This window comes from Polaromonas sp., assembly GCF_013817205.1.
In the GTDB taxonomy this organism is placed as follows: Bacteria; Pseudomonadota; Gammaproteobacteria; order Burkholderiales; family Burkholderiaceae_C; genus Polaromonas.
Genome location: NZ_JACDDD010000062.1, coordinates 1 through 22,737, shown reverse-complemented (window position 1 = coordinate 22,737; position 22,737 = coordinate 1). Strand labels below are relative to the sequence as shown.

General features: G+C 62.5%; 27 protein-coding genes. 15 read left to right on the top strand and 12 right to left on the bottom strand.

Annotation, left to right across the window (positions count from 1 at the left end; genetic code table 11):
- Window positions 1–254, bottom strand: a 254-nt coding sequence (locus tag H0W47_RS13845) for an ATP-binding protein (RefSeq protein WP_296925393.1), incomplete at its 3' end; no start/stop codon positions are given.
- A 170-nt stretch (window positions 255–424) separates the two neighbouring features.
- On the opposite strand from H0W47_RS13845, the gene H0W47_RS13840 reads away from it, so the two are divergent.
- The 6 genes from H0W47_RS13840 to H0W47_RS13815 all read left to right on the top strand — a co-directional run bounded on the left by H0W47_RS13840 (window position 425) and on the right by H0W47_RS13815 (window position 6,208).
- Window positions 425–1,627 (top strand): MFS transporter, encoded by a 1,203-nt coding sequence (locus H0W47_RS13840; protein ID WP_296925391.1) that lies wholly within the window; start codon window positions 425–427, stop codon window positions 1,625–1,627.
- A 184-nt stretch (window positions 1,628–1,811) separates the two neighbouring features.
- Window positions 1,812–2,624, top strand: a complete 813-nt coding sequence (locus tag H0W47_RS13835; protein ID WP_296925389.1) for an SDR family oxidoreductase — start codon at window positions 1,812–1,814, stop codon at window positions 2,622–2,624.
- An 88-nt stretch (window positions 2,625–2,712) separates the two neighbouring features.
- Complete coding sequence (locus tag H0W47_RS13830; RefSeq protein ID WP_296925387.1) at window positions 2,713–3,297, top strand: bifunctional 2-polyprenyl-6-hydroxyphenol methylase/3-demethylubiquinol 3-O-methyltransferase UbiG; 585 nt, start codon at window positions 2,713–2,715, stop codon at window positions 3,295–3,297.
- A gap of 66 nt (window positions 3,298–3,363) precedes the next feature.
- Window positions 3,364–4,245 (top strand): 4-hydroxy-tetrahydrodipicolinate synthase, encoded by an 882-nt coding sequence (gene dapA / locus H0W47_RS13825; RefSeq protein WP_296925385.1) that lies wholly within the window; start codon window positions 3,364–3,366, stop codon window positions 4,243–4,245.
- Between the two features lie 21 nt (window positions 4,246–4,266).
- The gene (gene bamC, locus H0W47_RS13820; protein ID WP_296925383.1) at window positions 4,267–5,418 is read left to right on the top strand and encodes an outer membrane protein assembly factor BamC; all 1,152 of its coding nucleotides are present in this window, start codon (window positions 4,267–4,269) and stop codon (window positions 5,416–5,418) included.
- Window positions 5,419–5,437: 19 nt separating this feature from the next.
- Window positions 5,438–6,208, top strand: a complete 771-nt coding sequence (locus H0W47_RS13815) for an MBL fold metallo-hydrolase (RefSeq protein ID WP_296925381.1) — start codon at window positions 5,438–5,440, stop codon at window positions 6,206–6,208.
- Between the two features lie 85 nt (window positions 6,209–6,293).
- On the opposite strand, the gene H0W47_RS13810 is transcribed toward H0W47_RS13815, so the two are convergent.
- The 3 genes from H0W47_RS13810 to H0W47_RS13800 all read right to left on the bottom strand — a co-directional run bounded on the left by H0W47_RS13810 (window position 6,294) and on the right by H0W47_RS13800 (window position 8,481).
- Window positions 6,294–6,566: a hypothetical protein gene (locus H0W47_RS13810; RefSeq protein ID WP_296925378.1), complete on the bottom strand. Its 273-nt coding sequence runs from the start codon at window positions 6,564–6,566 to the stop codon at window positions 6,294–6,296.
- 199 nt (window positions 6,567–6,765) lie between these two features.
- The gene (locus H0W47_RS13805; protein WP_296925376.1) at window positions 6,766–7,272 is read right to left on the bottom strand and encodes a hypothetical protein; all 507 of its coding nucleotides are present in this window, start codon (window positions 7,270–7,272) and stop codon (window positions 6,766–6,768) included.
- A gap of 39 nt (window positions 7,273–7,311) precedes the next feature.
- On the bottom strand, window positions 7,312–8,481 hold the full coding sequence (locus H0W47_RS13800) for a cupin domain-containing protein (RefSeq protein WP_296925374.1): 1,170 nt from the start codon (window positions 8,479–8,481) through the stop codon (window positions 7,312–7,314).
- Between the two features lie 14 nt (window positions 8,482–8,495).
- Here H0W47_RS13800 and H0W47_RS13795 point away from each other — a divergent pair, with 14 nt between their 5' ends.
- Window positions 8,496–9,020, top strand: a complete 525-nt coding sequence (locus H0W47_RS13795) for a peptidylprolyl isomerase (protein WP_296925371.1) — start codon at window positions 8,496–8,498, stop codon at window positions 9,018–9,020.
- A 74-nt stretch (window positions 9,021–9,094) separates the two neighbouring features.
- On the opposite strand, the gene H0W47_RS13790 is transcribed toward H0W47_RS13795, so the two are convergent.
- The 4 genes from H0W47_RS13790 to coaBC all read right to left on the bottom strand — a co-directional run bounded on the left by H0W47_RS13790 (window position 9,095) and on the right by coaBC (window position 11,917).
- Window positions 9,095–9,610, bottom strand: coding sequence for a glycine zipper 2TM domain-containing protein (locus H0W47_RS13790; protein WP_296925369.1), 516 nt, complete (start codon window positions 9,608–9,610; stop codon window positions 9,095–9,097).
- A 174-nt stretch (window positions 9,611–9,784) separates the two neighbouring features.
- Entirely contained in the window at window positions 9,785–10,231 is a 447-nt protein-coding gene (gene dut / locus H0W47_RS13785) for a dUTP diphosphatase (protein WP_296925367.1), read from the bottom strand.
- A gap of 4 nt (window positions 10,232–10,235) precedes the next feature.
- Window positions 10,236–10,643, bottom strand: coding sequence for a hypothetical protein (locus H0W47_RS13780; protein WP_296925365.1), 408 nt, complete (start codon window positions 10,641–10,643; stop codon window positions 10,236–10,238).
- 14 nt (window positions 10,644–10,657) lie between these two features.
- Window positions 10,658–11,917, bottom strand: coding sequence for a bifunctional phosphopantothenoylcysteine decarboxylase/phosphopantothenate--cysteine ligase CoaBC (coaBC, locus tag H0W47_RS13775; protein ID WP_296925363.1), 1,260 nt, complete (start codon window positions 11,915–11,917; stop codon window positions 10,658–10,660).
- 189 nt (window positions 11,918–12,106) lie between these two features.
- On the opposite strand from coaBC, the gene H0W47_RS13770 reads away from it, so the two are divergent.
- From H0W47_RS13770 to H0W47_RS13745, 6 genes are all read left to right on the top strand, one after another.
- Complete coding sequence (locus H0W47_RS13770) at window positions 12,107–13,774, top strand: CTP synthase (protein ID WP_296925361.1); 1,668 nt, start codon at window positions 12,107–12,109, stop codon at window positions 13,772–13,774.
- Window positions 13,771–14,628, top strand: a complete 858-nt coding sequence (gene kdsA, locus H0W47_RS13765; RefSeq protein ID WP_296925359.1) for a 3-deoxy-8-phosphooctulonate synthase — start codon at window positions 13,771–13,773, stop codon at window positions 14,626–14,628. Before H0W47_RS13770 ends, kdsA begins: the two co-directional genes overlap by 4 nt.
- Before the next feature lie 29 nt (window positions 14,629–14,657).
- Window positions 14,658–14,963 (top strand): DUF1330 domain-containing protein, encoded by a 306-nt coding sequence (locus H0W47_RS13760; RefSeq protein WP_296925356.1) that lies wholly within the window; start codon window positions 14,658–14,660, stop codon window positions 14,961–14,963.
- A 31-nt stretch (window positions 14,964–14,994) separates the two neighbouring features.
- Window positions 14,995–16,281: a phosphopyruvate hydratase gene (gene eno, locus H0W47_RS13755; protein WP_296925354.1), complete on the top strand. Its 1,287-nt coding sequence runs from the start codon at window positions 14,995–14,997 to the stop codon at window positions 16,279–16,281.
- A gap of 174 nt (window positions 16,282–16,455) precedes the next feature.
- Complete coding sequence (locus H0W47_RS13750; protein WP_296925352.1) at window positions 16,456–16,731, top strand: septum formation initiator family protein; 276 nt, start codon at window positions 16,456–16,458, stop codon at window positions 16,729–16,731.
- A 93-nt stretch (window positions 16,732–16,824) separates the two neighbouring features.
- Complete coding sequence (locus tag H0W47_RS13745; RefSeq protein ID WP_296925350.1) at window positions 16,825–17,304, top strand: hypothetical protein; 480 nt, start codon at window positions 16,825–16,827, stop codon at window positions 17,302–17,304.
- On the opposite strand, the gene H0W47_RS13740 is transcribed toward H0W47_RS13745, so the two are convergent.
- Together H0W47_RS13740 and H0W47_RS13735 are read right to left on the bottom strand one after the other, a co-directional pair.
- Window positions 17,305–18,273 (bottom strand): Hsp33 family molecular chaperone HslO, encoded by a 969-nt coding sequence (locus H0W47_RS13740; RefSeq protein ID WP_296925348.1) that lies wholly within the window; start codon window positions 18,271–18,273, stop codon window positions 17,305–17,307.
- A 282-nt stretch (window positions 18,274–18,555) separates the two neighbouring features.
- On the bottom strand, window positions 18,556–19,080 hold the full coding sequence (locus H0W47_RS13735) for a gamma carbonic anhydrase family protein (protein ID WP_296925346.1): 525 nt from the start codon (window positions 19,078–19,080) through the stop codon (window positions 18,556–18,558).
- A gap of 121 nt (window positions 19,081–19,201) precedes the next feature.
- On the opposite strand from H0W47_RS13735, the gene H0W47_RS13730 reads away from it, so the two are divergent.
- Window positions 19,202–20,335: a PAS domain-containing protein gene (locus H0W47_RS13730; RefSeq protein ID WP_296925344.1), complete on the top strand. Its 1,134-nt coding sequence runs from the start codon at window positions 19,202–19,204 to the stop codon at window positions 20,333–20,335.
- A gap of 10 nt (window positions 20,336–20,345) precedes the next feature.
- A complete protein-coding gene (locus H0W47_RS13725; RefSeq protein WP_296925342.1) occupies window positions 20,346–21,164 on the top strand; it encodes a ferritin-like domain-containing protein in 819 nt (272 codons plus the stop codon).
- Window positions 21,165–21,453: 289 nt separating this feature from the next.
- Here H0W47_RS13725 and H0W47_RS13720 read toward each other — a convergent pair whose 3' ends face one another.
- Window positions 21,454–22,446 (bottom strand): tripartite tricarboxylate transporter substrate binding protein, encoded by a 993-nt coding sequence (locus H0W47_RS13720; RefSeq protein ID WP_296925340.1) that lies wholly within the window; start codon window positions 22,444–22,446, stop codon window positions 21,454–21,456.
- A gap of 166 nt (window positions 22,447–22,612) precedes the next feature.
- A partial coding sequence (locus H0W47_RS13715; RefSeq protein WP_296925395.1) for a tyrosine-type recombinase/integrase occupies window positions 22,613–22,737 on the bottom strand: 125 nt, incomplete at its 5' end.

The following is a 22,737-nucleotide window of genomic DNA, read 5'->3' as shown; positions in this document are numbered from 1 at the left end:
TCCGGGTGCAGGCCGTAGGGAATGCCCCGGCCATCATCCTCGATGCTGACGGAGCCGTCGGTGTGCAGGGTGACCTTGATCTTCTTGCCGTGGCCGGCCAACGCTTCGTCGGCCGAGTTGTCCAGAACTTCCTGGATGATGTGCAGCGGGTTGTCGGTGCGCGTGTACATGCCCGGCCGCTGCTTGACGGGCTCAAGGCCCTTGAGCACGCGGATCGAGCCTTCGGAATAATCGTTGGGTAGTTTGGTCGCCATGGGAGCGCTGATTGTAGTCCGGCGGGATTTTACAACTGGATAAATACACAGTTCGCCCGGTCGGCCGGTGTATTGATGCGGTCTACGCATCAAAGCCGTGCAAACTTCGGAAAGCAAAAAACGACCCATCTGGTTACATTCATGGGATGCAAGCGAACCGCAATCCATCCATGACTCAGGTGCTGCTGTGCGGCGCCGCCATCGTCACTCTGTCCATGGGCATACGCCACGGCTTCGGCCTGTGGCTACTGCCTATCACCCAGGAGCAGGGCTGGACCCGTCAGACCTTTGCGCTGGCGATTGCGGTGCAAAACCTGTCCTGGGGCATTTTCGGAATTTTTGCCGGCATGCTGGCCGATCGCTTTGGCGCCTTCCGCGTCATCATCGGCGGCGCCGTGCTGTATGCGCTGGGCCTGGTCGGCATGGCGCTGTCCACCACCGGCCTGATGTTCACACTGACGGCCGGCATCCTCATAGGCGCAGCCCAGGCCGGCACCACCTACGCGGTCATTTACGGCGTGATCGGACGCAACATCCCGGCCGAGAAACGCTCCTGGGCCATGGGGGTGGCGGCGGCGGCCGGCTCCTTTGGCCAGTTCCTGATGGTGCCGGTCGAAGGTTTCCTGATCAGCGGCCTGGGATGGAAGGAAGCACTGCTGGTGCTCAGCGCCGCCGTGCTGTTGATTGCCCCGCTGGCCTTTGGCCTGCGCGAAACCAGTTTCGGGCCCGGCCAGGCGCCGCCGCGCGAGCAGACCATCTTCCAGGCGCTGAAGGAAGCTTTCAAGTACCCGAGCTTTCAGTTGCTCATGGCCGGTTATTTTGTCTGCGGCTTCCAGGTGGTCTTTATCGGGGTGCACATGCCGAGCTACCTGCGCGACAAGGGCCTGTCGCCCCAGGTCGCCAGTTATGCGCTAGCACTGATAGGCCTGTTCAATGTGTTTGGCACCTACGCCGCCGGCGCCCTGGGCCAGCGCCTGTCCAAAAAGAACATCCTGGCCTTCATTTATTTTGCGCGGGCGGTGGTGATTGCCGTGTTCATCGCCGCGCCGCTCAGCCCGCTCAGCGTCTACATCTTCGCCAGCCTGATGGGCCTGCTCTGGCTGTCCACCATTCCACCGACCAACGCAGTGGTCGCGCAGATTTTCGGCATCCAGCATTTGTCCATGCTCAGCGGTTTTGTGTTTTTCAGCCACCAGATCGGCTCCTTCCTCGGCGTCTGGCTGGGCGGTTATCTGTATGACCGCACGGGAAGTTACGACATCGTCTGGTACATCGCCATCGCGCTGGGCGTGTTTGCCGCACTGGTGAACCTGCCGGTGCGCGAAACCGCGATCCAGCGGCCGCGGGCCGCCACCCTGCCACAGGGCGCCTGACATGGCACGCAAACTTGCCCTCTATACGCTGGCCATCGTGGTCACGGTGGGCGTGTTTGCGCTTTACACGCGACCTGATTTCCTGCTGACCCTGGCCGACCAGATCTGGGCCTGCTTTTAGGTCTTGCGGGAAGCCAGGGTGGTAGGCTTGCGTCTCCCCAATAAAAGAACCGGAGACAGCGGCATGAAAACCATGGTGATCACGGGCGCTTCGGAAGGCATAGGCGCCGAAATGGCGCGCCAGCTTGCCCGGCGCCATGGCGCGCAGCTGTCGCTGGTGCTGGCGGCGCGCAACGAAACAGCGCTGCAAGCCGTGGCCGCGCAGTGCCAGGCCCATGGCGCGAGCGCGCTGGTAGTACGCACCGATGTGTCCGATCAAACGCAATGCACCGCGTTGATCGCAGCGGCCCTGGCCCGCTTCGGCCGCATTGACGCACTGATCAACAACGCCGGCATGTCGGCGCAGGCGCTGTTTGCCGAGATCAGAGCGGAAGACCTCGGCTGGTACGAGCAACTGATGAAAATCAACCTCTGGGGTAGCGTCTGGTGCACCCATGCCGCCCTGCCCGCGCTGAAGGAAAGCCGGGGCAGCATCGTGGCGCTATCCAGCCTGGCTGGCCTGGTGGGTGTGCCGGGACGTACCGCCTACAGCGCCACCAAGTTTGCGATGACCGGCTTTTTTGAAGCATTGCGCGCAGAGTTGAAAGGCGCCGGCGTCAGCGTCACCACCGCCTACCCCGGCGTGGTGGCCACGCAGATCCGGCACCGCGGCTTCAATGCCGCCGGCGCGCCGGCCGGCAGCAGCGGGCTCAAGGAAGACGGCGCCATGAGCGTGGAAGAATGTGCGCGGCTGATCATCGAGGGCATGGATCGCCGCGAGCGAGAGGTGGTGATGACGGCGAAAGGCCGGCTCGGCCGCTGGCTCAAGCTGCTGGCGCCCGGTGCCGTTGAAAACATGGCGCTGGCCGCGCTCAAGGACGAGGTCAAACCAAAGTGAATAGGACCCCCACGCTTGTCGCTTCGCGCACGACGCTGCCCCCCGAGGAGGCTGTGCTTGCTTGGGTCGGCCCTGCGCGGCGCACGGCATGAACCATACCGACTTGACACCATCAGACTGGGTGCAGCGCTGGTCGCACCTTGTCAGCCCCGGCGGCACCGTGCTCGACGTGGCTTGCGGGCAAGGCCGGCACGCGCACTGGTTTCACAAGCGAAATCACCCTCTGGCCCTCGTGGATCGTGCGCAAGCAGCTATTGATTCGATAGCACTCCCGGCCTCGTCCTGCGAAAAAATCGTCGCTGACATTGAAAACGGCCCTTGGCCCTTCGCAGGCCGCCGCTTTGACGCGGTGGTTGTGACCAACTACCTGTGGCGCCCCCTGATGCCGGTGCTGCTGGATAGCCTGGCGCCCGACGGCGTGCTGATTTACGAAACTTTTTCACAAGGCAACGAAACCGTGGGCAAACCGTCGCGGCCCGACTTTTTGCTGCGTCCGGGCGAATTGCTGGAAATCTGCCGCAGCTTGCGCATCGTGGCCTTTGAAGACGGCTACCGGCAGGCGCCGCCACGCTTTACTCAGAGGATTGCTGCGGTTCGGGAACCGGCATCGCCAGCAGCGGTCACACCTTACCTGCTGGACAGCCCCTCCAAATCCTTTCCGCTCACTGGGTAGAATGCTGAGTCAGCCCTATTTCCTGGCTGGTACCGGCAGGCCGGGCCCCTCAACCGACACACAGACATGAACACCATTACCGGCAGCATTGTTGCACTGGCCACCCCCCTGCATGAAGACGGCAGCGTTGACTACCCGGCTTTGCGCAAGCTGGTGGACTGGCACATTGCCGAGGGCACCGATTGCATCGGCGTGGTGGGCACCACCGGCGAATCGCCCACGGTCAATGTGGAAGAACACTGCGAGATCATCCGCATCTCGGTCGAGCAGGCCAAAGGCCGTGTCCCCGTGATGGCCGGATGCGGTGCCAACTCAACTTCCGAAGCGATCGAGCTTGCGCGTTTCGCCAAAAAGGTGGGCGCTGATTGCCAGTTGCAGGTCGTGCCCTACTACAACAAGCCGACCCAAGAAGGCCAGTACCGCCATTTCACGGCGATTGCCGAAGCGGTGGAACTTCCGATGGTGCTGTACAACGTGCCGGGCAGAACCGTGGCCGACATGCTGCACGCCACCGTACTGCGACTGGCGCAGGTGCCCGGCATTGTCGGCATCAAGGAAGCCACCGGCAACATCGAGCGCGCCCAGTGGCTGATCAAGGACGTCCCCGCCGGTTTTGCCGTGTACTCGGGCGACGACCCGACCGCGGTCGCGCTGATGTTGTGCGGTGGACAGGGCAATATCAGCGTGACGGCCAATGTGGCACCGCGCCTGATGCACGACTTGTGTGTCGCGGCAATTGCCGGCGACAGCCGGGCCGCAATGAACATCCAGCTGCAGCTCCTGCCCTTGCACAAACACCTGTTTGTCGAGGCCAACCCGATCCCGGTGAAATGGGCCATGGCCCGCATGGGCCTGTGCGGGGGCACTTTGCGCCTGCCCATGACTCCGCTTGAAACCGCCAACGAAGCCACGGTCGAAAACGCATTGCGCGTTTGTGGCCTGATCTGATTTTTAAGGAAAACTCCAGTGATGACTTTGCACTCGCTCTCCGCCTTTGGTCCCGCACACCTTGCCCGGGCCACCGCACCCCGACTGCTGCTTCTGGTGGCGGCACTTTCCGCCTCCGGATGCTCGACGATTGAGGAGGCCATGCAGGGCGAGAAGCTTGACTACAAAACCTCCGCCAAGGGGCCATCACTGGAAATACCGCCAGACTTGACGCAACTATCGCGCGACTCGAAGTATGTGGTGCCCGGCAGTTCTGTCACGGCCAGCGGCTACCAGGTCGGCCAGACCACACAATCCGTCACCACAGCTGCTGTGACCGTGGGCGACGTTCGCATTGAGCGGGCGGGCACCCAGCGCTGGCTGGTGGTGAACCGTCCTGCAGACAAGCTCTGGGGGCCGGTGCGTGACTTCTGGCAGGAAAGCGGCTTCCTTCTTGCGGTTGACCAGGAAAACCTGGGCATCATGGAAACCGACTATGCAGAAAACCGCGCCAAGCTGCCGCAGGATTTTGTGCGCGCAACGATTGGCAAGCTGCTCGACGCGCTGTACTCCACCGGTGAACGCGACAAGTTCCGCACCCGCCTCGAGCGCACTGCCACCGGCGGCACCGAAATCTATATCAGCCACCGCGGCATGGTGGAGACAGTTATAGGTGTCAATCAAGCAACCAAGCAGGGCGATACGACCGTCTGGCAGCCCCGCCCTGCAGACCCCGAACTCGAAGCGGAATTCCTGCGCCGACTGATGGTCAAACTCGGCGTGAGCCAGGAGCAGTCGAAAGCGCTGGTTGCCAGCGGCGGTTCGCGGCAGACCTCGCGCATCACCAATGTCAACAACCTGCCGGCGCTGCAGATTGACGAGGGCTTCGAACGCGCCTGGCGCCGCGTCGGGTTGGCGCTGGACCGCACCGGGTTCACGGTGGAAGACCGGGACCGTGCACAAGGTACCTATTTTGTCCGTTATGTAGAGCCGACCGCGGACAAAAAAGAGCCTGGCTTCCTCGCCAAACTGTTCAGCAGCTCCTCGGCAGGCGTTCCCCCGCTTAAATACCGGATTGCCGTGCGCAGCCAGGGCGAGGTAACCACAGTTTCGGTACTCAACGCCCAAGGCACTCCTGAAGCATCTGCCAACGCTCAGCGTATCGTGCAAGTCATTGCCGACGACCTGAAATAACCCCACTTGACCGGCCCCCGTGCTGAGGTTCAAAAGCCTGGGCAGTGGCAGCACCGGTAACGCCACGCTGATAGAGGCGACAGGCCTGCATTCCAAACGGGTACTGGTTGACTGCGGGTTGGGCATCAGGCAGCTGTCGGCGCGGCTGGCTGAGGCCGGTCTTGCCGAGACCGATATCGACGCCATCTTCATCACCCACGAGCACAGTGACCATATTGGCTGTGCGCGCCAGCTGGCGCTGCGGCACCGAATTCCGATATGGATGAGCCGGGGCACCTGCGAGGGGGGCGGCCTGACGGATCTGGATGGTTTGTTACATATTGCGCGTGACGGGCAAGCGGTGGACCTAGGGGAACTGGAGCTGATGCCTTTTACCGTGCCACACGATGCGCGTGAACCGCTGCAGCTGACCTGCACCGACGGCGCCACAAAAATAGGCTTGCTGACCGATCTGGGACACGCCACCACTCATTTGCTGGGCCATCTGGCCAACTGCAATGCCCTGCTGTTGGAATGCAACCATGACGTCGACCTGTTGGCGCAGTCTGCTTACCCACCCTTTCTGAAAAAGCGCGTGGCCGGCCTGTATGGCCACTTGTCCAACACGGCAGCAGCGGGTATTGCCCGATCCGTGGCACACGACGGCCTCAAGGTTCTGGTCGCGGCCCATCTGAGCCTGCAAAACAACCGGCCGGACCTGGTTCGGCAGGTCATCGCAGACGTGATGGGCAGCCGTGCGGAGGTGGTGGTGGCACATGCCACCGAAGGCACCCGGTGGATAGCGGTGTAAATACGGCAATTCCGAAGCACTCTTGGGTAACCTCGCAGAAAGCAAAAAGCCGCCCGAGGGCGGCTTTTTGGCAAGAAAAACTGAATTACTTCTTCGCGTCGCTGGCAGCTTGCATGGCTGCAGCAGCGGCCTCGGTTGCCACAGTGGCGGCGGCGCCAGCAGCAGCAGCAGAACCCGCTGCGGACGACGCAGAGCCGGCAGCAGCTGAGGCCTCGGGCGCTGGCGCTGGCGCTGGGGCGACGACCACGGGCGCTGGCGTCACGACCACAGGCGCAGGCACAACGACTTCTTCTTTTTTACCGCAGGCAGCCAGGGCAACAGCAGCAACGATGGCGGCCAAAGCGAGGGATTTGTTCATTTGGATGATCCTTGAGATGAGTGAGAAAAGCAATTTCGAAAACTGTCAAAAAAAAACTCAAATCGAACGATCCGAGTTTGGGTTGACCGGGCGAAAGAACACGAGATCTTTCCTCCGCCCGAGGATTATATGCGGGTTTGTGCGGAGAGAATAAACCCTGATTCAACAGAACATGGGCGGATGGCGCCTCGGACCACACCTAAATCCCCAGGGTTGTTGCCGCAAAAGCCGGGCTGCTGCGCAGCAGTTTTTCGGCCAGCCTTTCCCTGAGCGTCACCCGCCGGCCTGCCTCAGAGCCTGCCACACCGGTGCTGTGAAACAGGTCCAGCCGTTCAAACGCCCATTCCGGGCTCCAGAAGACACTGGGAAGATCACCAGCTGCATGGCCCCGACAATCGACAATATGCGACCAAGTGCGCCGCCAGGTCACAAAGCGCGCATGGCGTCGGGTGACTTCGGCATAGTCCTGCGCCAGCATGGTGAGCTTGCGTCCGGAAGCGGACCAATCATTGAGCGACTGCGCCACTAAGCGCTCGCCGAGTGGCCAGTCCTCGAAATTCGCGTCGCAAATGATGATTTCACGCCAGCCCTTGGCGGCAGCGGCGGCAAAGGCTTGGCGCACCAGTTCGGCAAATTCGGAGCGTCCTGCAAACCGCCCCTGCAGGAGCGCCGGAGTTGGCGATGCAGGGGACTGATGGATGTCCATGGTAACCCTCCTGGCCTCTTTAAATTCGCATACACATTCTCAGGCCGGCACCTGGGAAAGCCAACCGGCCTCATGCCAGTCGGCCAGCAGCGACAGCGCCGAGGCGCTGGCACGACGCAGATCTGCGGGCGCCAGAAAACGCTTGTCGGCCAGGCGGTGCATCAAGGCCGCATCCGCGCCGCGGGCGCGGTAACTCTCGCCGTTGAGAAACACATGGTGGCTGTCGTACATCATGCGACTGCGCGGATCGAGGCAGACCTTTCCCGCATACTGCGGGTCCCAGGGGCTGGCGGGTTCGTCAAACCATACCGAGGCCTTGGGCTCGGTCAGGTACTCACCCAGCACACAAGCCAGCGATAGCGGGTCTTTCAGTGCATCCTGCAGCGCTTGCCGGCCAAATTCAAGCAGGCCCGCCGGCACAGCCGCCGGTGTGGCGGTTGCCGGCTGGAAGCGGTCGGTATACAGGTGCTGCGGGGCGTCTGCCTGGGCGTCCTCGTCGAAATCGGCGAGGCGTTGCAATAGCTCTCCTGCCAGCTCGCTGCGGCCCGGCGCGCGAAAGCCGATGGAGTAAGTCATGCAGTCCTGCGGCTTGCCGTCGGCGCCGACAGAAGCCTCGGCCAGACCGTCGTGCGCATAACGCGGCGGCAGGTAGAGCATGTCGCCAGCCTCCAGCACAAACTCTTCTTCTGCTTCGAAATTCTGCAATATCTTCAGCGGCACGCCCTCTTGCAGGCTCAGGTCCTTCTGCCTGCCGATTTTCCAGCGGCGGCGGCCGCTCGCCTGCAGCAGGAACACGTCATAACTGTCGAAATGCGGGCCCACGCCACCGCCGGCCGTGGCGAAGGAAATCATCAGGTCGTCCAGCCGGGCATCGGGAATGAAGCGGAAGCTCTGCAATAGCGCATGGACGCGCGTGTCGTGCAGGTCCACGCCCTGGACCAGCAGCGTCCAGCCGCCCGCCGACAAAGCCGGCAGGCTGCGCGGCCCGAACGGCCCCTGCTTCATGCGCCAGCCTTCGGCCTTTTGCTGCACCAGGCGCGATTCCACCTGCGGCTCGCCGGCCAGCCGGAACAGCGAAGCGCGGTCGAGCAACGGCTGGAAGCCCGGGATGGCCTGGCGCACCAGCAGCGGCTTTTTTTGCCAGTGGCGGCGCATGAATTGTTGCGGAGTGAAACCACCGAGCAAGGGAAGGGCAATAGTGACATCCATGGGACAATTGTCGGATGAAAATCACCCCGCAATGTATTGTCGCCCTGACCTGGACGCTGAAAGATACCTTGGGCGAAGTCCTTGACGAGCTTGATGAGCCGGTGGAGTTTCTGCTCGGCGGCGACGACCTCTTGGCCAAGATCGAGGAACGGCTGCAGGGCCACGAAACGGGCGATACCCTGGATCTGCACCTCGAACCCGAAGACGCGTTTGGCGATTACGACGAAAACCGCGTGTTCCTCGAGGCGCGCAAGCTGTTTCCGGCAGAACTGGAAGAAGGCATGACCTTTGATGGCGCCGCCTTGCCTGCGGGATGCAGCACAGACATCCAGTCCGAACTGATTTACACCATCACCGAAATCTACCCTGAACATGTGGTGCTGGACGGCAACCACCCGCTGGCGGGCATTGCCATCCGCTTGAGCCTGAAAATCGAGTCAGTTCGGGAGGCCAGCGAGGGGGAAATTGGCCAGGGGTCCATGGGCACTGGTTTTTTCAGGCTGGAGGCGCAGACTCCCGGGAACGACACTTTGCATTAAGCAATGCCTGACGAAAAAAAAGGACCGGCAGGCTTGCAGCCTGCCGGTCCTTTTTGTATTTATATGCGCTTGAGTTACATCATGCGAAAGAGCTGGTTGTTCTGGATTCTCACGCGGTCACCGATGCGCAGTTCGCCGTAAGAAGGAACTTCATATGCACGCATGGTGCCATTATCCATTTGGACCGACACGCGGTAGGTCTGGCTGACCGGGGCGTTGGTCGCATTCCGGTTTGCTTCAATGGCATTGCCGGCTACAGCGCCGCCAACCGCACCAACTACCGTCGCAATGTCACGACCGCTGCCGCCGCCGATCTGGCGGCCCACGACGGCGCCGGCCACGCCACCCAGCACCGCACCCACGCCACTGGTGGACCGGGCCTGTTCCTGGGTCTGGACGACCTCCAAATTGTTGACACGGCCATACTCGACGTAGTTGCCCTGAGGCGCTTGCGCGGGGTAAGTTTGTGCAGGGTAGTTCTGCGCAGGATAGGTGGCCACTGGCTGCTGAGTCATGGGCGCAGCGCAAGCAGCGAGGCCGGCAACCAACACCACCGAAGAAGTGATTGTGAAAAAGCGGGATGTGCTCATGGAAGATCTCCTGTAATTAAAACTGAGCCTGGAAGGAAGCGTGCCAGACAGCAACTCCCTCGTTCAGGACATGATTTATTACAGGCCAGGCGCGGCGGGGGCCCAGTGGGGGGCCAAGCTGTCCGCGCGTGGGAAGCCGCGCTTGTGCGTGTAGGAGAACCCTGACGCGGGCCTTTAGGCCTTGCCGGTGGAGCCGTAGCCACCCTCGCCGCGCTCGCTGGCGGTGAAAGAATCCACCACATTGAACTCGGCCTGCATCACCGGAACAATCACCAGCTGTGCAATACGCTCCATCGGTTCGATGGTGAAAGCCACATCGCTGCGGTTCCAGGCACTGACCATCAGCTGGCCCTGGTAGTCGCTGTCGATCAGGCCGACCAGGTTGCCGAGCACGATGCCGTGTTTGTGCCCCAGGCCGGAGCGCGGCAGGATCAAGGCTGCGTAACCCGCATCCTGCAGATAAACCGCCATGCCTGTCGGCACCAGTTGCCAGGCGTTGGGCTTCAGGGTCAGCGGGGCATCCAGACAGGCACGCAAATCCAGTCCGGCACTGCCAGGGGTGGCATAGGTGGGCAAGTTGTCCCGGAGCCTGGGGTCGAGTATCCTGAGGTCGATTTTCATCACTTCATTTCCGTTGAGTAAATTCTTTGGCGGCGCGCTCGGCCAGCCGTCGCAAGGCATCGCCCGGCGCTCCGCTGGAGCCCTGTTTGAGCCGGTATACCGCCCAGCCGGCCGCACCCAGGAACAGCGGCAGGCTCAACATACCCATGCCCGGGAAAAACACGTCGAGAATCTGCAAGGCGATCCAGGCCAGCAGCGCCCACCGCACGATGGACCAGACGGACAAACCGCTGATCACTCCCGCAGGCTCGGGAGAAGGCGGCGCACCCTCGACCGCCTTAAGCTCCAGTTTGCCGGTCGGAACCACTGCAGCGGTTTCGCGTGCCTGCGCAGTTGCGGCCGAGCGCGCGCTCAGTTGCTCCACATAACGCGCGAAGTCGCCATCGGGCGGGGTGTCAGGCATGCGGTCCATGACTGGTTCTGCCTTCAGTTCAAGCGGGCCGCAATATCTGCCACCAGCTGTCGCGCCAGCGACAGCTTGGAAGCGCGTGCCAGCTCGCGGCTGCCCTGGGCATCGACGAGCAGCAGCGCGTTGTCGTCACGGCCGAAGGTGGCCGGGCCGATATTGCCCACCAGCAGCGGCACACCTTTGCGTTTGCGTTTGGCCTGGGCGTTGTCTTCGAGGTCGTGGCTCTCGGCGGCAAAACCCACACAAAACAACTCGCCCGACTGCGCACGCGGCGATTGCGCCACCGTCGCCAGAATGTCCGCGTTCTCGGTAAAAGACAGCTGCGGCGGCTGACCCGACCCGTCTTTCTTGATCTTGCGATCGGAACTGCTGGCTGGGCGCCAGTCGGCCACCGCCGCCGTTGCTATAAAAATAGTAGCTACTGGCGCTTGCTGCATGACGGCTTCAAGCATGTTTTGTGCCGAACGCACATCGATACGGGTAACACCGCGCGGCGTCGGCAGGCTCACTGGCCCGGCCACCAGCGTGACCTCAGCCCCTGCCTCGTGGGCTGCACGGGCAATGGCAAAACCCATCTTCCCGCTCGACAGGTTGGTGATGCCGCGCACCGGATCAAGCGCCTCATAGGTCGGGCCGGCGGTCACCAGCAGCTTCTGGCCGGCCAGCAGTTTGGGACGGAAGAAGGCGATGATGTCCTCGAGCAATTCAGGCGGCTCCAGCATGCGCCCATCGCCGGTTTCGCCGCAGGCCTGAAAGCCCGAACCCACCCCCAGAATGGTCGCGCCATCAGCCGACAGCTGCGTCATGTTGCGCTGGGTCGCCGGATGCGCCCACATTTCGCGGTTCATCGCCGGGGCGATCAGCAGGGGCACCGTGGCCAGCGGCCGCGCCAGGCACATCAGGCTCAGCAGGTCGTCGGCGCGGCCGTGCAGCAGCTTGGCCATGAAGTCGGCGCTGCAGGGCGCGATCAGGATGGCATCGGCTTCGCGGCTCAGGTTGATGTGCGCCATGCTGTTGTCGATGCCGGCTGCAGGACGGCTGTCCCACTGGCTGGTGAACACCGGCCGTCCGCTTAGCGCCTGCAGGGTCACGGCAGTGATGAACTGCGCGGCGGCTTCGGTCATCACCACCTGCACGCTGGCGCCCTGTTTGATCAGGGCACGGCACAACTCTGCCGCCTTGTAGCAAGCGATGCCGCCCGACAGGCCCAGCACGATGTGTTTGCCGGCCAGATCGCCGCTCCCGCCCGATCCGGCCTCGTTTGCTTGCTTCGTCATGCTCCGCAATGTACAGGATGTGCCCCCACGCTTGCCACTTCGTGTGCTGCGCTGCCCCCCGAGGGGGCTATTTTCCTAGGGACGGCCCGTCAGAAAAATGTTTCTCCCAACTCGTAGGCGAGTAGACGCGAGCAGCCACCCGTATAATCCCCGTTTACCACCTATGCGAACTTGCGGTTCGTACCTGACATGACCAAATTTGTCTTCGTCACCGGCGGTGTGGTGTCTTCCCTGGGCAAGGGAATCGCCTCAGCCTCCCTTGCTGCGATCCTTGAATCGCGAGGCCTCAAAGTCACTTTAATCAAGCTCGATCCCTACCTGAATGTGGATCCGGGCACTATGTCCCCCTTTCAGCACGGTGAGGTTTTTGTCACCGACGACGGCGCCGAGACCGACCTGGATCTCGGCCACTATGAGCGTTTCATCGAAACGCGCATGCGCAAGGCCAACAACTTCACCACCGGCCAGATCTACAAAAGCGTGCTCGAAAAAGAGCGCCGCGGCGACTACCTCGGCAAAACGGTGCAAGTCATCCCGCACGTCACCAACGAAATCCAGGAGTTCGTCAAGCGCGGCGCCGGCTATGAGACGCCTGATGCGGTGGATGTGGCCATCGTCGAGATCGGTGGCACCGTGGGTGACATCGAGTCCCTGCCCTTCCTGGAAGCCGTGCGCCAGATGAGTCTGCGCCTGGGCGCCAACAACACCGCCTTTGTGCATCTGAGCTATGTCCCGTGGATTGCCGCGGCCGGCGAACTCAAGACCAAGCCGACCCAGCACACTGCCAAACAGCTGCGCGAGATCGGCATCCAGGCCGACGTGTTGCTGTGCCGCGCCGACCGGCCGATTCCCGCCGAAGAGCGCGCCAAGATTTCGCTGTTTTCGAACGTGCCCGAGTGGGGCGTGATCTCCATGTGGGACGTGGACACCATCTACAAGGTGCCGCGCATGCTGCACGAGCAGGGCCTGGACGGCCTGATCTGCGACAAGCTGCGCCTGAACACGCCGCCCGCCAACCTCAAGCGTTGGGACGACCTGGTCTACGCTACCGAGCACCCGCAAAAGCAGGTCAACATTGCCATGGTGGGCAAGTACGTGGACCTGTCGGACAGCTACAAGTCGCTCAACGAGGCACTGCGCCACGCCGGCATGAAAAACCACGCCAAAGTGGTGATCGAATACGTGGACTCGGAGAGCATCACCCCCGACAACGTGTCACGCCTGGCCAAGTTCGATGGCATCCTGGTGCCCGGCGGCTTCGGCATACGCGGTGTGGAAGGCAAGATCTGCGCGGCGCGTTATGCCCGCGAGAACCAGCTACCCTACCTCGGCATCTGCCTGGGCATGCAGGTCGCCACGATTGAATTCGCACGTCACGTGGCAGGTCTGAAAGACGCCAACAGCACCGAGTTCGAACCCAACACGCCGCACCCGGTCATCGCCCTGATCACCGAGTGGAAGGACGCCGACGGCACGATCAAGACGCGTGATGCCAAGTCCGATCTAGGCGGCACCATGCGCCTGGGCGCGCAGAGTTCCGATGTGGCCAAGGGCACGCTGGCCCATGGCATCTACGGCGACGTGGTCACCGAGCGGCATCGCCACCGCTACGAAGCCAACGTCAACTACCTCGACCAGCTGCGCGCTGCTGGGCTGGTTATCTCCGCGCTGACCCAGCGCGAGCAACTCACCGAAATCGTCGAGTTGCCGCGTGACCTGCACCCCTGGTTTGTCGGGGTGCAGTTCCACCCTGAGTTCAAGTCCACACCGTGGGCCGGGCATCCGCTGTTCAACGCCTATATCAAGGCCACGCTGGATCACCAGGTGGCGGGCAAATCCCTGAAAGTGGTGGCATGAGGCTTTGCAACTTCGAGATCGGCCTCGACAAGCCCTTCTTCCTGATTGCCGGCCCATGCGTCGTCGAATCCGAACAATTGCAGATGGACACCGCTGGCGCGCTCAAGGAGATCACGACCTCCCTGGGCATTCCTTTCATTTTCAAGTCGAGTTACGACAAAGCCAACCGCTCCAGCGGCACCAGCTTTCGCGGCCCAGGCATGGACAAGGGCCTGGAGATCCTGGCCAAGGTCAAGCGTGATCTCGGCCTGCCCATCCTGACCGACGTGCACTCCGAAGCCGAGATCGTCACCGTGGCATCCGTGGTCGACGTGCTGCAGACGCCGGCCTTTTTGTGCCGCCAGACCGACTTCATCCACGCGGTGGCGCAATCGGGTAAACCGGTCAACATCAAGAAGGGCCAGTTCCTCGCGCCCGGCGACATGAAAAACGTGATCGACAAGGCGCGTGCCGCCGCACGGGAAAAAGGCCTGGACCAAGACAGCTTCATGGCCTGCGAACGCGGCGCCAGCTTTGGCTACAACAACCTGGTCTCCGACATGCGCAGCCTGGCCATCATGCGCGAGACCGACGCGCCTGTGGTGTTTGACGCCACGCATTCGGTGCAACTGCCCGGTGGCAACGGTACCAGCAGCGGCGGCATGCGCGAGATGGTGCCGGTGCTGGCCCGTGCGGCGGTGGCGGTCGGTATTGCCGGTCTGTTCATGGAAACCCACCCCGACCCGGCAAATGCCATGAGCGACGGCCCCAACGCGGTGCCGCTGAAACACATGAAGGCCCTGTTGGAAACGCTGCTCGAACTGGACCGCGTGACCAAGAAAAACGGCTACCTCGAGAATCATTTCGAGGCCTGAACCAGGCCCGCAAGCAAAGAAAGCCCTCCATGACACCCGCCTACATCATTGTCGACATGAAGATCACCGACCCCGAACAGTACAAGCAGTACATGGCTGCCGCCCCGGCCGCGGTGGCTGCCGCCGGCGGTGAATACCTCGTGCGCGGCGGCAAGTTCGAGGCGCTGGAAGGCCATTGGCAGCCAGCGCGCGTTGCCATGCTGCGTTTTCCCAGCTATGACAAGGCCAAGGCTTTTTACGACGACGAGATGTATCTTGCCGCGCGCACCAAGCGCGCCGGCGCCACCGAGTTTTTCAATATGGTGCTGGTTGAAGGTGTTGCCGCCCCGGTCTGACCGCCCCCCCCCACAAACAAGAAGGAACCTAATGAGCGCAATTGTTGATATCGTCGGCCGTGAAATCCTGGACAGCCGGGGCAACCCCACCGTCGAATGCGATGTGTTGCTGGAGTCCGGCGTCATGGGCCGTGCCGCCGTGCCTTCGGGTGCCTCCACCGGCTCGCGCGAAGCCATCGAGCTGCGCGACGGCGACAAGTCGCGTTACCTCGGCAAGGGCGTGCTCAAGGCCGTCGAATACATCAACACCGAAATCTCCGAAGCCGTGCTGGGCCTGGACGCCAGTGAGCAAGCTTTCCTGGACCGGACGCTGATCGACCTGGACGGCACCGAGAACAAGTCGCGCCTGGGCGCCAATTCCACGCTGGCCGTCAGCATGGCGGTGGCGCGTGCCGCTGCCGAGGAAGCCGGCCTTCCGCTGTACCGCTACTTCGGCGGCATGGGCGCGATGCAGATGCCGGTGCCCATGATGAACGTCATCAACGGCGGCGCCCACGCCAACAACAGCCTGGACCTGCAGGAGTTCATGATCGTGCCGGTGGGTGCGCCCAGCTTCCGCGAAGCCCTGCGCTGGGGTGCCGAAGTCTTTCATGCGCTCAAGAAAATCCTGCATGACCGGGGCATCAGCACCGCCGTCGGCGACGAAGGCGGGTTTGCGCCCAGCGTCGAGAACCATGAGGCGGCGATTGCGCTGATTCTGGAAGCCATCGACAAGGCCGGTTACACCGCCGGTGAGCAGATCGCGCTGGCGCTGGATTGCGCGGCCAGCGAGTTTTACAAGGACGGCGAATACGTACTCGAAGGCGAAGGCGGCCTGCGCCTGAACGCCCAGCAATGGACCGACATGCTGGCCACCTGGTGCGACAAGTACCCGATCATCAGCATCGAGGACGGCATGCACGAGGGCGACTGGGACGGCTGGAAGATCCTGACCGAACGCCTGGGCAAGAAGGTGCAACTGGTCGGCGACGACCTGTTCGTCACCAACACCAAAATCCTCAAGGAAGGCATCGACAAAAACATTGCCAATTCCATCCTGATCAAGATCAACCAGATCGGCACTCTGACCGAGACCTTTGCCGCGATCGAGATGGCCAAACGCGCCGGCTACACCGCGGTGATTTCGCACCGATCCGGCGAGACCGAAGACAACACCATTGCCGACATCGCGGTCGGCACCAACGCCGGACAGATCAAGACCGGCTCGCTGAGCCGCTCCGACCGCATGGCCAAGTACAACCAGCTGCTGCGCATCGAGGAAGACCTGGGCGACATCGCGACCTATCCTGGCCGCAATGCTTTCTACAACCTGAAGTAATGGTCCCCACACTCGTCGCTGCGAGCGCCTACTGCGCGTTGCCCCTTGCAAACAGACGGGGGGCCGCTGCGCCTGGGGCCCGGCAAAGCCGGCTCCGCGGCCCTGGCTGGCCTGGACCCGCCCTCCCCAAGCGAGTGCACTTCGAGCCATTTGCGGCCCATCGGGCCTAGGGATATGGGCTCCCGCGTCGTCTCCGTCCTCCTGATTGTGCTGCTCATCATCGTGCATGCACAACTCTGGCACGGCCGGGGCAGCCTTCCCAGCGTCAACGAGATGCAGCGCCGGCTCACCGAGCAGACGGCGCAAAACGCCAAGGCCGAAGCCGACAATGCACGCCTGTCTGCGGAGGTCAAAGACCTGCGTGAAGGCCTTGAAATGGTCGAAGAAAAAGCGCGCCAGGAGCTGGGCATGGTCAAGCCCAATGAAATTTTTGTGCAGATCACGCCCTGACCTGCCCGGCTGCACCTCCCTGGATGCAGTCGAATCCACTATGCTTTCGATAGCGGCTTACGCCCGCCAACCGTGGGCTGGAGGCACTTTTCCTTGAAAACCGAGGCAGCACCGCCGCTGCACATCCGCCTGCTGGGCGCGCCGGGTACCGGCAAGACCCAACTGGCGGCGGCGCTGCGAACAGCCCTCTCGGGCGCTCAACATGCGGCGCCGACGTTCACCCTTGAAGACAACCCGGCGCAGCTATTTCACAGCAGGAACGCCTCTGCTTTGGTGACCCTGCTGATGGGTCTGGACCTTCCCGCGCCTCCCGCTTGCGCAGGGGTGCAGCAGACCGCCGACCGCGCGTTGCGCGACGTACTTGCGCAGTCCGGCATCAGCTACCAAGTGGTGTACGGACAGGGCGAGCAGCGCCTGCGCAGCGCGCTGGCCGCGATACAGGGTGCAGAAATACCCACCGGGGTGCAGGACAGCCGAGCGCAGTGGATCTGGGCCTGCGACAACTGCAGCGATCCGCAGTGCGAGCGCCGCCTGCTCAGCAAGTTGCTGACTGCCCGCGGCGCAACGCCCTGATCACTGCACCGTCGGCGCCGGCGGCAACTGCCCCGCCGGGCTGGTGAAAATCTGCGCGGCATCGACCGGGTCAAAGCCGTACTGCGCGCCGCAGAATTCGCAGCCCACGTCGATGCGCCCCTGCTCGGCAAGGATGCTTTCGACTTCGGCCGTACCCAGGCTGCGTAACATGCCGCTGACACGCTCCTGCGAACAGCTGCAGGCAAAGGTCGGTGTGCTGGGCACAAAACGTGTCATCTTCTCTTCCCAAAACAGGCGATGCAACAGGGTGTCGGCGTCCAGCGTTAGCAACTCTTCGCGCTTGAGGCTGGAAGCCAGAATCGCAATGCGGTTGTAGTCCTCGTTCAGGCCGATCTCGTCTTCGTTGGCATCTGCGCTGCTCTGCCCCTGCAAATTGCCCTGGCCCTTGACCGGCAGGCGCTGGATCAGCAAACCGGCTGCCACCTCGCCGTCGGCCGCGAGGATCAGTTTTGTATCCAACTGTTCGCTTTGCAGCATGTAATGCTCCAGCACCTCGCCGAGACTCTCGATTTTTTCATGCTTGTCGCCGAACAGTGGCACCACGCCCTGGTAAGGCTGGCGGCCCGGCAGCTTGTCTTTGGGGTCCAGCGTGATCGCGCAGCGCCCCTGGTTGTTGACGTTGACGAGACGGCTCAGGCTGTCACCGGGCAGCACCTCGCCAGTCACTGTTGCCGTGGCGCGCAGGCTCAGATCCGGCTGCACCTCGGCCACGGCCAGCTTGAGCGGGCCGTCCCCAAAAATCTGCAGCACCAGCGCGCCGTTGAATTTAATGTTGCTCTGCATCAGCGCGCCGGCCGCCGTCATTTCGCCCAGCAACTGCAGCACTTCAGACGGATAGCCACCGGCAGCCTCGCGGCGTTTAAGAATTTCCTGCCAAGCATCCGTCAGGCGTACCAGCATGCCGCGTACCGGCAGTCCGTCGAAAATAAATTTATGCAGTTCGGACATTACAGGCCCCCATGGTTGCTCACTGCGAGCCTGCGGCAACTCCCTGCCCCTTGCACGGAAAAAGGGGCCCCTGCGCCTGCGGGCCGGCAGAGCCGGACCCGCGGCCGCTGCTGGAAAAGTCCTGCCCCCCACGCTCCTCCACTGGCTGTGGCTCGCTGCCCCCCGAGGGAGCCGCTGCGCCTGCTGCCCGGCGAAGCCGGACCCGCGGCCCTGGCTGAAATAAAAGCCCGCACGCCGGTTTCTTGTGTGTACTTGTTCGATTGGGTCATTGTGTAGGTTCGCTCAAGCGAGCTTCTTGAGCCCGGTCTTGTAGCGCCGGGCATTCTCTATGTAGTGCTGAGCGCTCATTTTTAAACCCTCGATCTGTTCAGACGTCAGTTGCCGGACCACCTTTGCAGGACTGCCGAGGATCATGGACCCATCCGGGAACTCCTTGCCTTCGGTCACCAGCGCGCCAGCGCCCACCAGACAGTTTTTGCCGATCCGCGCTCCGTTAAGCACCACCGCCTGAATGCCGATCAATGATCCTTCCCCAATGGTGCAACCGTGCAGCATGACCTGGTGGCCGATGGTGACGTTGTCGCCTATCGTCAGGGGCATACCCATGTCGGCATGCAGCACGCTGTTGTCCTGGATGTTCGATCCCTTGCCGATGCTGATGGTTTCCGTATCGCCTCTGATCACCACGCCAAACCAGACACTGCTGTCTTGGGCAAGGCAGACGTGGCCCATCACTTGCGCGTTGTCGGCTACCCAGGCCGTCTCGTGCAGAACCGGGGTCAGGTCGTCAAGTTGGTAAATGCTCATGGTGTGCTGCAATCCTGATGAATTTGGGGCGATTCCATTGTAAGGAGGGGCGGCATCGCATCAGTCGGCCAACAGACCCGCCTAGAATTGCTGCGCAGGCGCAACGCTCTGCCTCACACCAATGACCCTCGACCCCGATCTTCTGTTTGAGCACACTTCGGATGCAGTCATTGTCCTGGACCGGGGGCTTTGCATTCAACGCCTGAACCACAAAGCCAGCTTGCTCTATCGCCGCAGTGCGACAGAACTGGTGGGCAAGTATTTGCTCGACGTTTTCCCGGATGCCAGCTCAGTTGCCTCGGACCAGTTGATGGGCGCCCACGCCGGAACGCTGCCTCGCAGGTTCGAGATGTTCATTCCAGGGCTGTTTGCCTGGCACACCGTACTCGCCGTCCCGCATGACGATACGCTGGTTCTCTTCGTTCGCGATATCACCGACCGGGTTCGCCGCGAGCAGGACGAGGCCGTACAGGCAGCCGTGCGCGGCATTGTGGAGAACCTCCCGGTGTTGATCACCATCACACGCGGGCCGACCCATCGTATCGAACTGATGAACGCGATGGCGCGGGCACTCGTGGGCAATGTGGAAATGGTTGGCGAATTGCTTGGCAACGTCATGCCCGAACTACGTTCGCAGGGGGTGATCGACCGACTCGACGCGGTGTACGCCGGTGGCGTACGTTTTGAAGGCCGTGAGGTGCCCGTAAACTGGCAGCCGCCAGGGAGCCAAACGCCCCGCCACAGTTACTTTCACCTTGTTTACGAGCCTTTGCTTGGACCCGCGGGCGAGATCAATGGCATCTTGCATCTCGGTGTCGAAGAGACCGAGCAGGTGCACAAACGGGACGTTCTGGCACGCTACGCCGCCGAGCGGGTGGCCATACTGGAGCAGTTGTCCGAAGGCGTGATCATTACCGACGCGGCGGGGCAAATCACTTTTGTCAACGAAGCGGCAAAACGCTTGCATGGGGTGGCGGTGCTGGGGGTGCCGCCTGACGGCTACACCCAAGCCTACAACCTGCTCACTGAAGACGGTGCGCCCTATCCGGTGGAAAACTTGCCGCTGAGCCGGGCGGTTCGCACCAATCAGGCTGTGATTGGTGAAAGATGGCGCATTCGCCGTCCAGACCAGACCGAGGTGGTGGTGGCCGGGAACGCCAAACCAGTGTTCGGCGTCAATGGGGAGCGCGTCGCGTGTGTGCTGACCCTCAACCTCACGGGCCAGGATGCAGCGCCGGGCACCGATGGGCCTTGAGGCGCGGCGCATGATACCAACGCCCGCCCCACCTCCTGACCTGAGAAACCTGGCGCTGCAGGCGCTGCTCATGCCGGATCCACAGCAAAAAGTGCTTCTAGCCCTCGCCCTGCAAGCGCGGGCAGCTACGCTTTCGATAGCAGACAAGCTTCACATCGATCCGCCCACCGGTCTGCCCGGCTGCCCCGCGCGGCCGGAACTGCGCTCGCACCTGGACGTGCCCAAGCGCTCGCCGTACACACCAGCCGGCCTCGCCGCGCTGATACATGCGGTGACTCACATCGAGTTCAACGCGATCAACCTCGCACTCGACGCAGCTTGGCGCTTCGACAACATGCCGCCGGCGTATTACCTCGACTGGCTGCGTGTGGCGGCTGAAGAAGCGCATCACTTCAGCCTGCTGCGCGCGCAACTGCAGGCCATGGGTTACGACTATGGGGACTTCCCCGGCCACACCGGGCTCTGGGACATGACCCACAAAACCGCCGATGACGTTCTGGCGCGCATGGCGCTGGTGCCGCGCACGCTGGAAGCGCGCGGCCTGGACGCCACACCCGCCATGCAGGCCAAGCTGCGCAAGGTCGGCACGCAAGATGCGCTGGCGGTGGTAGCCATCCTCGACATCATCCTGTGCGACGAAATCGGCCATGTCGCCATCGGCAACCACTGGTACCGGCATCTGTGCGCTGAGCGCGGGCTCGAGCCGATTACCACCTACGCTGAACTGGCCGCAGCTTACGACGCACCCCGGCTCAAGGGGCCGTTCAACCTTGGCGCGCGGCGGGCTGCGGGGTTTGATGAGGATGAGTTGGCGCTGCTGGGTGGCTGACCTAACATCCCAGCTTTCGTTTGCGAGCTCTCGATTTAAGCCATCTTTTTGAAGCCGCTCAACACAACACAACACAACACTACCTGCAGGGCTGGATCAGCCCGCACCAGATGCTGGCCGTGCGACCGGCGGAACCGATACCGACGAAGCCATCCAGGGTGCGCAAAGCGGCTATCCCTTCCGGCGCGACGACATGTACGCTGTGCCCGGCCTGTAAGCCAAATTGACCTTCAGCCCATGTCCAGCGGGCGCAATCAGATATCGAATAGATAGCAATCTGAACAGCTACTCAATCAACCTTGATCTGTGCGGCCTTGACGATGCGCGCGTTGTTGGCCGATTCTTGCGCGATCTGCCGTGCGAAATCGGCGGCGCCGCCGATGCTCGGCACGTTGTCGGCACTGAGCAGGCGTTTTCGCAAGTCCGGCGTCTGCAAAGCCAGGTTGATCTCGGTGTTGAGCCGATGCAACACAGTCGCCGGCGTATTGCCCGGCGCAAACACGCCAAACAACGAACTCAGGTTGGCCGGAGCGAATCCCAACTCCGCGAAGGTCGGAACCTGCGGCAGGGCATCCACCCGCCCAGGCGCACCGACTGCTAGCGGCCGCAGCTTGCCCGACAGGATGTGCGGCATCACCGCGCCGCTGAGGTTGGTGGTGATCACTTCGAACTGACCACTCAGTGCATCAGTCAGTTGCTGGCCGCCGCCCTTGTAGGGAATGTGCGTGATCTCCACCTTCGCGCCGTTCTGGACCTGCTCAAGCACGATGTGGCCGACGGTGGCCAGACCCGAGGTTGACCAGCGCACGCTGCCGGGTTTGGCCTTGGCCGCCGTCAGCATGTCCTTGAAATCCTTGCCTTCGAAAGCGGACGTCGCCAGCAGCACCACCGGCGAATACATCACGCTGGCCACAGGCGCGATGTCCTTGATCGGGTCATAGGGCAGCTTGCCCAAGTGCGGGTTCAGTGCCAGCGGGCTGATCGACGAAAAACCCAGGGTGTAGCCGTCAGGCGCGGCCTTTGCCACAACATCCATGCCTATGCTGCCGCCGGCGCCGGCGCGGTTTTCGATCAGGACCGGAGTGGCCAGTTGCTGAGACAGCTTTTCGGCCAACGCACGCGCGATGTTGTCGCTGATGCCGCCGGGCGGATAAGCCACCACGATGCGGATGGGGCGCGCCGGCCAGCCGGCCTGGGCGAGAGAGATCGAAGGCAGCGTGGTAGCGCACAGCGCAAGCAAAGGGAGGGCCAGCAGGCGGCGGCGTGATGGGAGCAAAGACATAAGTTTTCCTGAGTTTGAACGTTGCACCATTTTGCCTCGCGCTCTGAAGACGTATCCCCGGTCCCTTCAAGCAGGGGCCGCGGGTCCGGCTCCGCCGGCCCGCAGACGCAGCGGCCCCCTCGGGGGGGCAGCGCAGTACACGAAGTGACAAGCGTGGGGGCTCTATCTAGCCTCTCGGGTGATGCTGCGAATGCAGCGCCTTGAGCCGCTCGCGCGCCACATGCGTGTAGATGGTGGTCGTCGAGATGTCCGCATGGCCCAGCAGCATCTGCACCGCGCGCAGGTCGGCGC